This window comes from Paraglaciecola sp. 25GB23A, assembly GCF_040012495.1.
In the GTDB taxonomy this organism is placed as follows: Bacteria; Pseudomonadota; Gammaproteobacteria; order Enterobacterales; family Alteromonadaceae; genus Paraglaciecola.
Genome location: NZ_JBDYKM010000015.1, coordinates 81,435 through 96,890 on the forward strand (window position 1 = coordinate 81,435; position 15,456 = coordinate 96,890).

At 42.7% G+C, this 15,456-nt stretch carries 14 protein-coding genes; 8 read left to right on the forward strand and 6 right to left on the reverse strand.

The window, feature by feature from the left end; genetic code table 11:
* The first annotated feature begins 261 nt into the window (after positions 1 to 261).
* The 4 genes from ABKW31_RS16730 (at position 262) to ABKW31_RS16745 (ending at position 4,750) form a co-directional block, all read left to right on the forward strand.
* Positions 262 to 885 carry a trimeric intracellular cation channel family protein gene (locus ABKW31_RS16730; protein ID WP_348617715.1) on the forward strand — a complete coding sequence of 208 codons (624 nt, stop codon included), beginning with the start codon at positions 262 to 264 and terminating at the stop codon, positions 883 to 885.
* Between the two features lie 114 nt (positions 886 to 999).
* Positions 1,000 to 1,932, forward strand: coding sequence for an ATP-binding cassette domain-containing protein (locus ABKW31_RS16735; protein WP_348617716.1), 933 nt, complete (start codon positions 1,000 to 1,002; stop codon positions 1,930 to 1,932).
* On the forward strand, positions 1,922 to 3,139 hold the full coding sequence (locus ABKW31_RS16740; RefSeq protein ID WP_348617717.1) for an ABC transporter permease: 1,218 nt from the start codon (positions 1,922 to 1,924) through the stop codon (positions 3,137 to 3,139). The genes ABKW31_RS16735 and ABKW31_RS16740 overlap by 11 nt, the downstream gene beginning before the upstream one ends.
* A gap of 96 nt (positions 3,140 to 3,235) precedes the next feature.
* A complete protein-coding gene (locus ABKW31_RS16745; RefSeq protein WP_348617718.1) occupies positions 3,236 to 4,750 on the forward strand; it encodes a YifB family Mg chelatase-like AAA ATPase in 1,515 nt (504 codons plus the stop codon).
* A gap of 52 nt (positions 4,751 to 4,802) precedes the next feature.
* On the opposite strand, the gene ABKW31_RS16750 is transcribed toward ABKW31_RS16745, so the two are convergent.
* A complete protein-coding gene (locus ABKW31_RS16750) occupies positions 4,803 to 6,269 on the reverse strand; it encodes a carbon starvation CstA family protein (RefSeq protein ID WP_348617719.1) in 1,467 nt (488 codons plus the stop codon).
* A gap of 467 nt (positions 6,270 to 6,736) precedes the next feature.
* On the opposite strand from ABKW31_RS16750, the gene ABKW31_RS16755 reads away from it, so the two are divergent.
* Entirely contained in the window at positions 6,737 to 7,615 is an 879-nt protein-coding gene (locus ABKW31_RS16755; protein WP_348617720.1) for a carbon-nitrogen hydrolase family protein, read from the forward strand.
* 21 nt (positions 7,616 to 7,636) lie between these two features.
* Here the strand turns inward: ABKW31_RS16755 and ABKW31_RS16760 are convergent, their stop codons facing one another.
* Together ABKW31_RS16760 and ilvY are read right to left on the reverse strand one after the other, a co-directional pair.
* Positions 7,637 to 8,035, reverse strand: a complete 399-nt coding sequence (locus ABKW31_RS16760) for a hypothetical protein (protein ID WP_348617721.1) — start codon at positions 8,033 to 8,035, stop codon at positions 7,637 to 7,639.
* 111 nt (positions 8,036 to 8,146) lie between these two features.
* Positions 8,147 to 9,001, reverse strand: a complete 855-nt coding sequence (gene ilvY, locus ABKW31_RS16765; RefSeq protein WP_348617722.1) for an HTH-type transcriptional activator IlvY — start codon at positions 8,999 to 9,001, stop codon at positions 8,147 to 8,149.
* A 145-nt stretch (positions 9,002 to 9,146) separates the two neighbouring features.
* On the opposite strand from ilvY, the gene ilvC reads away from it, so the two are divergent.
* Together ilvC and ABKW31_RS16775 are read left to right on the forward strand one after the other, a co-directional pair.
* Positions 9,147 to 10,622 (forward strand): ketol-acid reductoisomerase, encoded by a 1,476-nt coding sequence (gene ilvC / locus ABKW31_RS16770; protein ID WP_348617723.1) that lies wholly within the window; start codon positions 9,147 to 9,149, stop codon positions 10,620 to 10,622.
* 340 nt (positions 10,623 to 10,962) lie between these two features.
* Positions 10,963 to 11,295: a hypothetical protein gene (locus ABKW31_RS16775; RefSeq protein WP_348617724.1), complete on the forward strand. Its 333-nt coding sequence runs from the start codon at positions 10,963 to 10,965 to the stop codon at positions 11,293 to 11,295.
* A gap of 60 nt (positions 11,296 to 11,355) precedes the next feature.
* Here the strand turns inward: ABKW31_RS16775 and ABKW31_RS16780 are convergent, their stop codons facing one another.
* On the reverse strand, positions 11,356 to 12,000 hold the full coding sequence (locus tag ABKW31_RS16780) for an OmpA family protein (RefSeq protein ID WP_348617725.1): 645 nt from the start codon (positions 11,998 to 12,000) through the stop codon (positions 11,356 to 11,358).
* Positions 12,001 to 12,249: 249 nt separating this feature from the next.
* On the opposite strand from ABKW31_RS16780, the gene ABKW31_RS16785 reads away from it, so the two are divergent.
* On the forward strand, positions 12,250 to 13,815 hold the full coding sequence (locus ABKW31_RS16785) for an alpha-L-arabinofuranosidase C-terminal domain-containing protein (protein ID WP_348617726.1): 1,566 nt from the start codon (positions 12,250 to 12,252) through the stop codon (positions 13,813 to 13,815).
* Between the two features lie 76 nt (positions 13,816 to 13,891).
* Here the strand turns inward: ABKW31_RS16785 and ABKW31_RS16790 are convergent, their stop codons facing one another.
* Positions 13,892 to 14,389, reverse strand: a complete 498-nt coding sequence (locus ABKW31_RS16790) for a hypothetical protein (RefSeq protein WP_348617727.1) — start codon at positions 14,387 to 14,389, stop codon at positions 13,892 to 13,894.
* Positions 14,281 to 15,108, reverse strand: a complete 828-nt coding sequence (locus ABKW31_RS16795) for an NADPH cytochrome P450 oxidoreductase family protein (RefSeq protein WP_348617728.1) — start codon at positions 15,106 to 15,108, stop codon at positions 14,281 to 14,283. Before ABKW31_RS16795 ends, ABKW31_RS16790 begins: the two co-directional genes overlap by 109 nt.
* Positions 15,109 to 15,456 lie beyond the last annotated feature (348 nt).

A 15,456-nucleotide genomic window follows, 5' to 3' on the forward strand; every position in this document is an offset into this window, starting at 1 on the left:
AAATAATCACGACTGCTACTCTCAGCCACGCTGAAATGAATAAGTTGCTCACAAGATCGCACTCCGAACAGTTGGATGTAGGGCTATTGATTTAATCTATCGTCACTGCATGTATTGGTAACACGAACATAAACTAGCAAGCAAGCTCTGTTATATGCTTTTTTGAAGGAGTATATATTCAAAATAGTCATTTAAACCACCGGCTTGCCTCCCTTTAATCTAAGCGCGTATGATAGCGGCCACAAAGAAAGTGAGATTAATATGAACACGTGGTTACACTGGATAGACTTAGTTGGCGTTGCTGTTTTTGCCATATCAGGCACATTGATGGCTTACAAAAAAAACATGGATGGCTTCGGCGTAGTGGTACTGGCATCAGTCACCGCTATTGGCGGCGGCACACTGCGCGATATGATACTCGACTTACCGGTATTTTGGGTACAAGACCCGAGCTTTTTCTATGCCATACTCGCCGCTGCCCTAATTACCATCATTTGGCTACGCACTAAAAATACCTTTCCCTTAGGGTATTTATTATTTGCCGATGCCATTGGTTTAGCCTTTTTTAATGTTATGGGTTTACAAAAAGCACTCACTTATGGCGCCTCGCCACTTATTGCCATTGCTCTTGGTACCATGACTGGCGTCTTTGGTGGCTTAATTCGCGATGTAATTTGCCGCGAAATCCCGCTAGTGCTAAAAGGCGAACTTTACGCCACTGCCTGCATTTTAGGCGGAGCACTTTATATAGGCCTAATGTCATTGAACTTTAGCCCGGTAATTTGCCTGAGCGTTGCTTTTGTTGTTACCCTGATTTTTCGTCTCGGCGCACTGAAATGGCATTGGCATTTACCGGTGTTTAATCCCCATGACAAGGTAGAGTGAAGTCAAGTAAGGCTTTACTGTCCTTAATCTCTTAAAAGGCGAAACTGCGACTCTAGGTATTAACGAGTCAATGGTTGCACTAAGGTTAACGCACAAAAAGAATCAGGAAAGCAAATGGAACTTGATGTTCAACAAATAAGTAAACAATACGCTCAGGTACAGGCAATTAAGCAATTATCCTTTGGAGTTCAAAAAGGGGAAATATTTGCCTTGCTTGGTCCTAATGGTGCAGGCAAGTCCTCACTTATCCGTATGCTCAGTGGGTTTACTCAGCCGGATTCAGGGCAAATTCAGGTAACAATAAATAATAACTACTATCCTTCTATCCCTTCTCATGCTTTGGGGTATTTACCAGAAGAGCGCGGTTTATATCCCGAAAAGTCAGTACTTAAAAACATTGTATATTTTGCCCAACTCAATGGGGTCGATAAAAAAGTAGCCATCGAACAGGCTAAATATTGGCTAGAGCGTTTTGACTTATTAGACCGTATTGACGGGCAACTAAAATCCTTATCCAAAGGTAATCAACAAAAAGTTCAGCTAATTACTGCAGTGATTCATCAACCCAGTTGGGTCATATTAGATGAGCCGTTTTCTGGTCTAGACCCAGTTAATCAAGAAAAAGTCGTGCAGTTTTTAGCAGAATTGAAGACCAAGGGCATGACCGTCATTTTGAGCGCCCACCAAATGGCCATGGTGGAAAAGCTGGCAGATAGAATGTTACTACTCAACAAAGGTCAGTGTGTATTTTATGGCACCCTTGATGCAATTCGACAACAAGCCATTGTGTCTGGCGTACTAACCGCGAAGTTTTCTGACACCTTAAATGATAAAAAAGTGGTCAGTTTACTTGAGCACACTTCATATCAGATACTCGATGAACACACCCTACGAATTGAACTTAGCCATCATCAGGCTTTAAACGAAGTACTGCTTATTTTGCCGCAACTTGGCGAATTAGTTGGGCTGCAAAGCGAAAAATTGGACCTTCACCAGCTGTACTTATCAGCCATTGCTAAACACGGAGCAGCTATTAATGATAAATAAACCCAGTAAATGGCAACAAACGTGGCTCGTTACCTCGTGGGAGTTCAGCCATTTTTTTAAGTGGAAACAAGAATTAGTCTCTAAATTCATTATGCTCAGCATTGGGCTACTGGTGTTTGTGTGGCAACAAGTAAAAGACGATACACAAGAGTATTACCGTATTGCGGTGGCAGCAGAAGTAAGTTTGCCGCAGAACAGCGAGAGTTTTCAGTTTGTTCAAACCAGTCTTGACCTACCGACTTTAAAAAATGAGTTACGCGAACAGCAAAAGTGGGATGCCATTTTAATTGAACAAATCACCCCTCAAGGCGCCAAACGAGTCAGCATTTATAGCCTTGATAAGCAAGCTTGGCTTGAGCTATTACAACAATTCTTGATTAAACACTACACCTTAAACTACGCCACTCTTTTGGGTTTACAAGCACAGCAATTAGCACTATTAAACGCACCTGCAAGTTTTGATTTCAGTTATCTAGATGAACGAATCAAATCAGACGAAAAAGCTAGCAGTGCAACCGCTATTGGTAGTTTAGTCTTGTTACTGGTCGGCATGTTTACCTCATTTGGCCAATTATTTGTCAGTGTAACGGGTGAAAAACAACAACGTGTTACCGAGCAACTTTATGCATGTATGAGCCCGCAAACTTGGATTGATGGTAAAATACTAGGGCAAATGCTCCATGCCATAAAAGTGATGATTAGCACTGCGATTACGGGTTTATTGGGCTATGCCTTATTCTCTGTGGTGATTGAGGGAAAAAGCTTTGACGTAAGCTTTATGGACTGGGGAATGCTACCTTGGTTTACATTGTTTTCATTAAGTGGCATTTATTTATGCACGGCTTTTATGGCATCTATCGCCGCCGCGATTGATGACCCTAATCACAGTGCCAAAACCAGCATCATGTTATTGCCATTGGTACCAATCATTTTAACCTTTTTGGTTATGGATAGCCCTTCCGGCTGGGCCTTGCATTTTCTGAGCTTCTTTCCGCTGACTTCTTTTGCAGCTATGCCAGTAAGAATGTCAGTCATCGACGTGCCACTTTGGCAAACCTTATTATCCTTTTCCATGTTGCTACTCTTAAGCCTTTGGCTCAGAGGAGCTGCTGCTCGATTATTTAAGATGGGCATGAACATGTATGGTAAAGAGCCATCAATAAAACAGATGCTGCATTGGATGATGAGTGATCGCTCAACCAACTAAACTGTTTTACTAACACACTTTAAGGTTTAAATTCGCATTTTGCCAAGGATTAGCTAGCCTTAACGCTATAGTTTGTGCCTGCAAATGGAGTTGCTCATGTCTTTAGCCTTAGTATTTTCTCGTGCCAGTGTGGGTATTGATGCGCCATTGATTCACGTAGAGGTGCATCTAGCCAACGGTTTACCCAGTTTTAATCTGGTCGGCTTACCTGAAGCATCAGTGCGTGAAGCTAAAGATCGAGTACGTAGCGCCTTAATAAACTCGGGCTTCGAGTTTCCCGCCAAACGTATCACTGTCAATTTAGCCCCCGCAGACTTGCCCAAAGATGGCGGGCGTTTTGATTTGGCCATTGCCATTGGCATTATTGCCGCCAACTACCAACTACCGGCTGCACAATTGCAACAATTGGAATTGGTAGGAGAGCTGGCTTTATCTGGTGAAATACGCGCTATCAGTGGCGCCTTGCCCTTTGCTTATGCTTGCTCACAGGCCAATCGCCAAGCCATCTTACCTGGCGATAACGCGGCTGAAGCCTCCTTGATAAAAGATCTAAAAATTATCGGAGCTCATCAGTTACTTGATGTATTTAATCATATTATGGGGCAAAAACCGCTGGCTTACTTTCAGGTCAATGCTACGCCGCAAGAAGCGCACTATGACAATGATTTACAAGACGTAGTAGGCCAAAGCAGTGCCAAACGCGCCTTAGAAATTGCCGCTGCTGGATCGCATAATTTACTTTTCACTGGTCCACCTGGTACGGGCAAAACCATGTTGGCTAGTCGCCTTATTACCATACTGCCCCCCATGAGTGACGAAGAGGCTCTCGCCAGTGCTGCCATTCATTCAATTGTGGGTAAACCGGTTGATCCTGCCACATGGAAACAACGCCCCTTTCGCCACCCTCATCACACTAGCTCAGCAGTGGCATTAGTGGGTGGTGGCAGTATTCCGCGTCCCGGCGAGATATCGCTAGCCCATCACGGGGTATTATTTTTAGATGAACTACCCGAATTTGATAGAAAAGTATTAGATGTGCTACGCGAACCACTGGAGTCAGGTACCGTTTCAATATCGCGGGCGGCCCGCCAAGCACAATTTCCAGCTCAGTTTCAGTTGGTCGCGGCAATGAATCCTAGCCCCACCGGCAGTCTAAATGATGGTCGTTCAACTTCTGAGCAGATCTTACGTTACTTAAATCGGATTTCCGGGCCTTTTTTAGATCGTATTGACTTGCAAGTAGATGTACCCAAGCTACCCGCCAATGACTTTTCAGAGCAGGTCAAACAACGGGGAGAAAGCAGCAACGTGGTGCGCCAACGAGTATTAATTGCCAGACAATTGCAGCTTACCCGAGCAGGTAAAACTAACGCGCAATTAGGTAGCAAAGAAGTGGATATTCATTGTAAGCTCAGCAATGAAGATCAGCTATTTTTGCAGCGTGCAGTAGAGAAATTAGGTCTGTCATTACGCACTTACCATCGCGTCTTAAAGGTGGCGCGTAGCATTGCTGACTTGGCCAATAGCGCACAAATACAGCGACCCCATTTAGCCGAAGCCCTTCATTACCGTGCGTTTGATCGAATGTTAGCTCAGTTGGCTAACAACTGATTAGCCAACTACCACCGAGCGATTTAAAGAAATCGCTACAGTAACTACGCTGTTAAGTACTTAAAGCGCCCTTGTGTTTCTGGTGATAAAACACCAAAGCAATCAGACCTATTGCTGCGACCACTGCACCTATGGGTTTACCCAGGTCGCTAGATAAATTAAAACCGATAGCTGCAGTCATAATGTATGAAAGGGTAATCGCGGTGGCGATCACCGCAGGTATGCTAACAATCCAATGAAAGGTGCCACGATCAAATAAATATTTGGTGGCTAACCACAATACACTAGTTGATAGCAGCATATTGGAGAAAGCAAAGTAGCGCCAAATTAAGGTAAAATCGAGCTTCGTCATTAGATAAGCAATGAGTAAAATGGGCACAGATAACAACAAGCGATTACGCATACTTTGTGGAATATGAAAGGCATCGACCAAGGTTAAACGCAGGGAGCGAAACGCAGTGTCGCCGGAGGTAATAGGGAAAACAGCGACAGCAATAATCGCCATGACACCACCAAAAGCGCCTAAATAACTGTTGGCGATGTGATTTACCACTAAACCCGGACCACCAATATCAAGCATGGCTTTTAAACCTGCATACCCTTCTGGAAAAGCGGCTATACCCGCTAATGCCCAAACGCAGGCCACAATGCCTTCACACATCATCGCCCCATAATAGACTGGGCGAACGTATTTTTCGTTGGTTAAACAACGAGCGATTATCGGTGCTTGAGTAGAGTGAAAGCCACTAATAGCACCACAGGTAATAGTAATAAACAACAGGGGCCAAGTGGGCAAGCCATCAGGATTAGGAGCCAAAAAGTCGTGGGCATGCTCGGTTTCAAAATAAGCCCAAAAATCACCAGCGATGGGCAGATGCGGGGCATCGATGAGTAATGCAATGGCCATCATGCTGGTCATCACTATCATTAATAGGCCGAAAATGGGGTAGAACTTAGTGATGATTTTGTCTATGGGTAGTAATGTTGCTAAAAAGTAGTAGGCCAAAATAACCAATACCCAAAATGTATTGTTGGCCATAATCGTTCCTTCAAATGAATCGAGGTTACTCAACAACCCAGCCGGACTCATAATAAAGACCACCCCCACAAAAAACAGCAGCATGGCAGTAAAAATCAACATTATACCTTTGAAAACGACGTTGTAATAATGGCCAGCGATTTCAGGCAAACTTTTACCGTCTTCTTTAATACTCATCACGCCGGAAAAATAGTCGTGTACCGCTCCACCCAAAACATTACCTAATACAATCCACACTAAGGCAACCGGTCCATAAAGCGCGCCCAATATAGGTCCAAAAATGGGACCAACACCGGCAATATTAAGAAACTGAATTAAAAATGCTCGCACTGGATGGATAGCAACGTAATCAACCCCCTCATTAAAACGGGATTGCGGGGTGATAGCACTTGGGTCAATACCAGCCTGTTTTTCAACAAATGGGCTATAAAATTTATATCCAAGCAGCAAAATGGTAATACAGATAAAAAAGATGATCATAATTGCAAGTATCTCAAGGCAGACTAATGACAAATAACCAATGTTATCTCTTTAGTCTAAAGGTTAAGTACAGCAAAAGCACACAAACAAGCAAGTTAAGGTCATTACGCTTAAAAATCGATAATTTACAAACCGAGGGAATACTGCACTAGGTGTCGTCGTATTGGTGATGGAATTAAATTTTGCGATTTTGAGGTGTTTAACAAGATGGTACGAAGGAGCTAAACGCCTTATTGAATTTCATAGCTTGTAGTTGAATACTTTATTTTACTGTGGTGAATCGGTATTCTTAGCTCTGGAGCTCAGTTTTGCTGCAATGCAACGAACTGATACAAACACAATTACCAGTGGGTGTTGGCAAAAAGTAGGGTGAAGTAGATCACCCTTAAATGACGACCAGCTTTGTTGGCGTGAAGTGGGTGAAGTGTAAAGAGCCCCAGTCCCCTGACCTATTGGATGAAAATGTTATGAGTAAGAAGTGTAGAGTCGCTGTAGCCCAATATGACATCGGGTTTTTTAATCATTTTGATGAGTTTGCTGCCAAACTAGAAAATTGGTTTCAGCAGGCTTACCAGCAAAATGCTGAATTATTAGTGTTCCCAGAATACGGCAGTATGGAACTGGCTTCTCTCTTAGGTGAAGCTGTTTATTGCGATTTACATCAGCAGTTATATGCCATGCAAAATCTCTATCAAGACTACCAAGCTTGTTATCCAGAATTGGCCAAACGCTACAATACAATCGTACTTGCCAGCAGTTTTCCTGTGCAATTACCTGATAGTACTTTTCGTAATCGAGCCAACTTATTTGGTCCAGAAGGACTCATTGGTTTTCAAGACAAATTAATGATGACACGTTTTGAAAATGAACAATGGATCATTACAGCGGGTGATGAAATAAAGGTATTTAATACCGACATAGGTAAAATTGGTATTAACATATGTTATGACTCTGAATTTCCTTTGTTTGCTCAACAACAAGTTTCCGCTGGGGCAGACTTATTATTGGTGCCAAGCTGCACTGACGGTTGGTCGGGGTTTCATCGAGTGCGAATTGGTTGTCAAGCGCGTGCACTTGAAAACCAATGCTACGTGCTGCATTCGCCCACTATCGGAAATGCAAGTTGGTCTCCTGCGGTTGACTGCAATACGGGTAAGGCCAGTATTTATACGCCCGTTGATCGCGGCTTCCCGAATAATGGCATATTGGCTCAATTAGAAAATGACCACGCTAAGTGGCTAAGTGCAGATATAGATCTAACTGAATTAGCTCACATACGCCAACAGGGCCAAGTATTGAATCACCGTGATTGGCATAAACAATATCATGCAAAATTAGCTGTTTAGTGTTGGCTTAATTATCCTCACTTACAGTTCTATCGGATGATGATCCCAATTTTCAAAATTATTAAACCAATAAAACTCGGGTTTTTGTTTACCTTGTTTATTAACCACGAATCCAACGCCCTTACCTGGCCCTTTGTATAAAAACACTTCGCAGGTACTGTGACTGAGGCGAATAAAATCAATTTTCATAAAGTCGAAAGGCGACTTTTCAATCAACTTTTTTGATGAATCAACATGGCTCATTAAACTCTGACAGGTAGATAAAATTTCAGCTTTTTGGACATTATTCAAGCGTCCAAGTATCACTAGTGCTTCGTCATAACTATTGGTTTTCCAAAATGCGAAGCCAGCAAACAAAACAAGCGGAAAAAGCACAAGGCCTATCCAAAGTGGAGTTAAAGCTGGCATAATTTTTTTCATGGGTAAGCATTTACTCTTGGTAGTCTAATGGAAAACTTATTATGGTAAAGCGCTCGGATAGTAGTCAAACGTTTATTTCTTTCGTTGCCCCTGCCAAAATAATACAGGGTATTAACAACTAAATAAGGCCTTTATTGCTGGCTCTGCGGCCCGTTTTTGCAAACAACACAAACCAAGTTTATATGGCTCTATATCCTTTATTTCAATACGATTTACCTTATTGGACACCACGGAATTGTCTAGTACAACTTGTGGCACAATACCCAAACCACACCCTAAGGCTACCATACTGACAATCGCTTCGTTACCACCAACCGTTGCATACACTCGGGGGCGTATGCCTTTTTCAGAGAACCAATGATGCACAATACGTTTTGTTGGCCCTGATTCAGGCAAAATCATCGAATGACGACGCCAATCCACCTGATGTAAGTGCTGCAGCAGGGTGTCTTTGGGGGCAATCAAAACTAAAGGCACATCCTCTATAGGTAAAAAAAGCAGTTCTGGCGGAAAGTCTGGCGTATGAATAGCAATGGCCACATCGGCTTCTTGCTGTAAAACCTTAGCCACGGATAACGCTGGGTCGCCAGTAGAAAGATGAATTTCGACTCTGGGGTATTTATGCCTAAAGTTATTTACCAGTTTAGGTAAGTGACTATAACTGGCGGTCACTGAACAAAATAAACTTAACTCACCTTGCAATAATTGATGATCTTGCTGCAACTCCCACTTTACTTTTTTCCATTCAGCTAAGGTGTGTTGACTAAAGTTAAGTAATTTAAGCCCAGCTGCAGTAATTTTCACGCTGCGGTTATCCCGTACAAAAAGTGCGGTACCACATTCCTCTTCCAGTCGCTGAATTGCACGACTTAAGGTTGAAGGGCTAACAAATAAAGCGTCAGAGGTTTTGGCAAAATGTAAGCTAGTAGCGAGATGTTGAAATAATTCTAAGCTGCGAATGTCCATAAATCCTCCATATTGCAAAAAACGCAACATGACGTTGCAAATATATCATTTTAAACAATATGCCATATTAGGTAAGATCATGCCATCACAAGATCGTCACTGACTTGTACGCAAATAGCACAACAGAATTTATAGGATTTATTACATGGCTAATTATTTCAATACATTATCTTTACGTCAACAATTGGACCAGTTAGGTCGTTGCCGTTTTATGCAGCGGGCAGAATTTGCCAATGGTTGTGATTTTTTGAAAGGTAAAAAAATCGTTATCGTGGGTTGTGGTGCTCAAGGTTTGAACCAAGGTTTAAACATGCGTGATTCTGGTTTAGACGTATCTTATACACTTCGTCAAGCAGCCATTGATGAAAAGCGTGATTCTTTCCAGCGCGCCACCAGCAATGGCTTCACGGTAGGAACTTACCAAGAGCTTATTCCAGCTGCTGATATTGTGTATAACTTGACCCCAGACAAGCAGCATTCAAGTGTAGTTGAAGCCATTATGCCTTTAATGAAAAAAGGCGCGACTTTGGGATATTCACACGGGTTTAATATCGTTGAAGAAGGGCAAAAAATCCGTAGCGACATTACCGTTGTTATGTGTGCTCCTAAGTGTCCTGGTACCGAAGTGCGTGAAGAGTATAAACGTGGTTTTGGTGTACCAACCTTAATTGCAGTGCACCCAGAAAACGACCCACAAAACCAAGGTTGGGATATAGCTAAAGCCTTAGCATCTGCCACCGGCGGTGATCGTGCAGGAGTATTAGAGTCTTCTTTTGTCGCAGAAGTAAAATCTGACCTAATGGGTGAGCAAACCATTTTATGTGGCATGCAACAAGTAGCCGCTATTCTTGGTTACGATAAAATGGTTGCTGAAGGGATTGACCCTGCTTATGCGGGCGCCCTAATTCAAGACGGTTTAGAAACAATTACCGAAGCATTAAAGATTGGTGGCGTCACCAATATGATGGACAGGTTATCAAATCCAGCCAAATTGAAAGCTTTTGACTTAGCTGAGCAATTAAAAGATTTATTAGGACCACTATTTGGCAAACACCAAGACGACATTATTTGTGGTGAATTTTCTCGTACCATGATGGAAGATTGGGCCAATGGCGATGCTAACCTATTTAAATGGCGAGAAGAAACGGGCGCATCAGGCTTTGAAAACGCCCCACAATTTGACGGTAAAATCGAAGAGCAAGAATATTTCGACCATGGCATCTTTTTAGTCGCCATGATTAAAGCCGGTGTTGAGATGGCTTTCGATACGATGGTTGAAGCAGGTATTCTTCCTGAGTCAGCTTATTACGAGTCATTGCATGAAACACCGCTGATTTCTAACACTATTGCGCGTAAACGCTTGTATGAAATGAACGTGGTTATCTCTGATACTGCTGAATATGGCAATTACTTATTCGCCAATGCAGCTCTACCTATTTTGCTAGAAAAATTAATGCCTAACATTGGTACGGATTTAATGGGTAAAGCCTATACCGTTACTTCAAATAGTGTTGACAACAAAAAACTGGTTGATGTGAACAAAGCGATCCGCGAACACGGTGTTGAAACAATCGGCGCAACATTACGTGGCTATATGACGGACATGAAAGCGATTGTGTAACTAGTTTGAGACAATTTCTGTCGTAAAGGTGCTTGTTACAAGCCCTCTTGCCCAGCCAATTTGGCTGGGCTTTTTTTTGCCAAAAAAGTAGTGTCACTGATGACCGACCATTTCAACAACAAGTTATAACCATAAAAATCATATGCTTATGGTGTTAATTTCTATATTACTAACTAAATACGGCTGTAATTGTAATAGCCACAAGGAGACTGTCACTCATTAGTAACATCTTTAGGCTTTTAACTTTGTACTAGGCACGAGTTTACTGGCCTAAACCGAGTTGGCGTAGCATTTGCTAAAACCTTAAGTTGACCATCCTCAATCGATTTAAGGTAAAAGCATGCAAAAAAATATAACTCGTCTATGCCAAATGGATGATTGGGTATTTGAAGTTAAAATGGTCAGGGCTCTCAAAGTAAGACAACACGGAGAACCATATTCTGCGGTAGCAAATTTAACCGCAAACGGCGAACACATCTATATTGACTCTCACCTCTCTATCAATAACGAAGAGTTGAACAAAGAGGACTTCCTGACGATTTACCGTTTTTGTGAATTGATGGGTATGAAGAATATCAGCTACGACAGAATAAAAAATGGTGTGAAAACCTCTAAGGTAGTCGATATTGTAGAGAATCAATGTCCCAAACCATCAATTCGCTTAGTGAAATAAAAAGGCGCTGTGACAACCTATTAAACTGAGGTTGACAGCAACACAGCGCCGAAACCAAAACTAAGCTTTCAGAGGAACAATGGTCAGTTCAACCCTGCGGTTCTTTTGACGATTTTCAGCACTGTCATTACTGGCGACTGGCTGATACTCGCCCATACCTAAAGTAGTAACGCGGCGGCTATCAACATTGTGTTGAGTTAAATAACCTTTTACCGCTGTGGCTCTATATTCAGACAGTAACTGATTTTGACTGTCGCTACCCACATCATCGGTATGTCCTACTACTTGTAATGTAGTTTTTTCATACTTGTTAATAACAAGGGCGACATCATCTAGCACTGGATAAAAACCACTGGATATATTTGCTTTACCAGTATCAAAGGTAATATTGCCTGGCAAAAGTAGTTTTAGATTGTCGCCATCACGCACAACCTCAACACCCGAGTCGGCTAGCTCATCGCGAAACTCTTTTTCTTGTTTATCCATATATTGACCAATAGCACCGCCTGCAATCGCCCCAACCACAGCACCCCATGCATAACGACTCTTATCATTATCACCAGTACCTTTACCTATTAAAGCGCCGACTACAGCACCAATCCCGACACCTTTTTGCGTATTAGTTGCGGTATTAGCACACCCGGCCATTAAAAAAGCGCTGAGGCCAATTGTTACTGCCCATTTTGTTTGATGCTGCTTAATCATTTTTACTCCCAGTAAAACGCCACTGTTCACAGTAAATGAACAATATTTATGTATTAAGTATCTGATTAATTATCTGAACCAGAGGTGAACACTCAAGGTGTTGCAGGAAACGTTCCACAACATACTTAGTATTTTTATTAAAATGAGTCACATGTGAGAAATAGTAATACCCTAGATAAATCTGACTCTATAATTAACAATTTCTTAACGCTAAGCTCATCAGTAGACTTAAACTAAGAAGACTGATTTATGAAGGTAAAGTTAAGAGCGACATCACTACTGTTATTAGTAACAGTCCTATGTAGCGCAGGTGTTTTTGCACGATCACAGCAAGTGAATATCACCGTTAAAGCCAATGAACCCGGCAGTATTTTGAATAAAGATATTTATGGCCAGTTTATGGAACACCTTGGCCGAGGCATCTATGAAGGTATTTGGGTAGGCGAAGGCTCATCCATTCCAAATAAAGACGGGTTCAGGCTCGACGTACTTAATGCATTAGAGGAATTACAGGTTCCCTTACTTCGATGGCCAGGAGGTTGTTTTGCAGACGAATACCATTGGCGTGATGGTATTGGACCACGTGAGTCTCGCCCCAAAACAGTTAATAGCAACTGGGGGGGAGTTATTGAAGACAATGCCTTTGGAACCCATGAATTTTTCGCCTTAGCAGAGTTGTTGGGAGCCGACACTTATGTCAATGGTAATTTGGGCACAGGCACACCACAAGAAATGGCTGATTGGTTACAATACATTACCTCTGATGCGCCTACCACTCTGGTTCAACAGCGCAACGCCAATGGTCGAGATAAACCTTGGAAGTTGACTTACTTCGCTATCGGCAATGAAGCATGGGGTTGCGGAGGTAATATGACGCCGGAGTTTTATACCCATCTGTATAATCAATGGGCGTCTTTTGCTAAAACGCCACAGGATAATCAACCTATTATGATTGCCAGCGGTGGTACTGACGATTCAACCATCTGGGCTAAGACTTTGTTGGAAGGTGTAAAACCATCGTGGAACATCAGAATGGACGGGATTAGTCATCATTACTATACCTTACCTACCGGTAAGTGGGATGTGAAAGGCAGCGCAACCGGTTTTGCTGAAGACCAATGGTTTTCAACTCTTGAACAGACCTTAAAGATTGAAGATTACATCAAAGCCAACGTGGCAGTAATGGACCAACTTGATCCTGAGAAGAAAGTCGGCCTTTATGTGGATGAGTGGGGTACATGGTACGACGTCGATGAGGGCACTAATCCTGGATTTTTGTATCAACAAAATACCTTACGCGATGCTATTTTAGCGGGTTTAAACATCCATATATTTAATCGCTACGCTGACCGCGTAACCATGACCAACATTGCACAAATGGTCAATGTTTTGCAGGCAATGATACTCACTGACAAAGAAAAAATGGTACTCACCCCCACTTATTATGCGTTTAAAATGCATACCCCATTTCAGGACGCTCGCTCGGTTCCAGTCAGTCTTAGTAATACGCCAGCCTATGAGTTTAACAACAAATCGATCCCAGCACTCAGTGCCTCAGCAGGCATTAGTCAGGATGGCAATACTTACTTGTCGCTTGTTAATACCCAAGTAGATAGTGCAATTACCATTAACTTGCTAGCAATCAAACAGGCCACTGGATGGCTGCTAAGCAGTACGAAGATGGATGAACATAATACCTTCGCCCAACCGCACAATATTGAACCTACGACCTTCAACGCAAAAGTGAAGAACGGTAAAGGCTCCCTGACAATACCAGCTAAATCCTTATTGGTTTTAAATTTGGGCAAATTGTAAAAGTAGTCAGCCCTTGTGAGCAACAAGGGCTTGATTAATATGGTTTATAAGCATGAATTATAATTGGTCCAAACCCTTAATAAACGTCTTCAAGGTAACGCCCCTTAAGTATGAGTTGGTCCACATCGATGCCCAGTGGTAGTACTATATCGTTGACAACCTGTTTTACGCCTGCAGCCATGTCGTGTCCGCCACGTACAAGTATCTGCGCGCCTTTTTCAATCATGTATCGCACATTTTGTGCATCATCAGAAATTTTATCCTGCACATAGGCGCTTCGTTGTGTCCGTGAGAAAGCGGTACTCAAACCACTTAGTCGCTGATCTTTAAGATAGCGGTTCAGCTCTGGTTGATACAGAAAATCAGATTGAGGATCTCGGCCACCCCAGTAAAGGTGCATGGGACACCGAGCATTATTTTTTCGAATAAAACCAGCTAATGGTCCAATACCAGCGCCTGCCCCAATCAGAATAATTGGTATACCACCCTTTGCTGGCCTGAAATCTGGGTTGGCTTGAATGAAACCCCGAATACGGTCCCCCGCTTTGAGATTGTGCAGAAATCCGGAACACAAGCCACCTGGCTGTTTGCGCACACAGATTTCGAGGGTTCCGTCTTCGCTAGATGAAGCCAGCTCTTTTTAGCCGCGACTGGACCGAAACGCAATATGCTGGTGGGTGCCTGCACCTCCAAGCCGAAGTCAGCTCGGTTAATCAGTTGTAACTCGAACCGTGCCACAGGCCTTGCACTATAATTCAGATTAAGCGGAAGACCGGTTAAGTCAGCAATATGTTTGCCCCACAGGCTGAACTGCTCGGTCGACTGGCGATCAATAAAATCACAATCGGCAAGCCTGTTAATTCCTCGGCAAGCGAGCGCCTCATCTACCTCTACAGCAAACTGGCAGAACTTGGAAAACTGCTTATCTCCAAAACCTAATACCCCGAATGATAGGCCCTTAGTGGGGTGAAAGTGGCTTAGTTTTTCCTTAAAAATATCAGCTGAGGCAGGGGCACCACCATCACCATAAGTAGATGTCAGAATAATCAGCAACGAAGCTTGGGGATAATTCTCAGCTAACTGATTCATCTCGACAGTAATGACTCGGCGTCCTGCAACTGTCATTTGCCCATGCAGTTCTCTGGCAAAACCCCAAGTTGTATTGTTTTCTGACCCGACCAAAATAACCGTATCTGCTGCTGTAATTGGAACATTATTCAACTCGGGGCCTGACACACGGCGGCGCATCCACCAAAGTCGGGTACCACTGAACGACAACACAGGAACAGTCAATGCGGCCGCTCCTAGCATTAAGCCGAGCCACCAAAGCCCTTCCCCAGAAATAAATATAAATAAATATGACAGCCATATTTAAATAATACACTGAGTGTTAACCACAAAGTTTTCTACAAACAAAAAGAATTAGCCGCAATGCCTAGTTTGCGTAATAGAAAAAGGTGGTTTTACTATTAAAAATGACAGTTAAGGCTAAATTTAGCTCTATAGTCTAAATGTCGGACAGCCTTGTTGAACAACTGGGTGTTGCTGTGTTTTTTTGTAGGAGGTTATTCAGCTTAGGCGCGTTTTAATAAGGCTTTAGCCTGACTCATGCCTCGTATGCGTTGATGGTGGGTATTATTT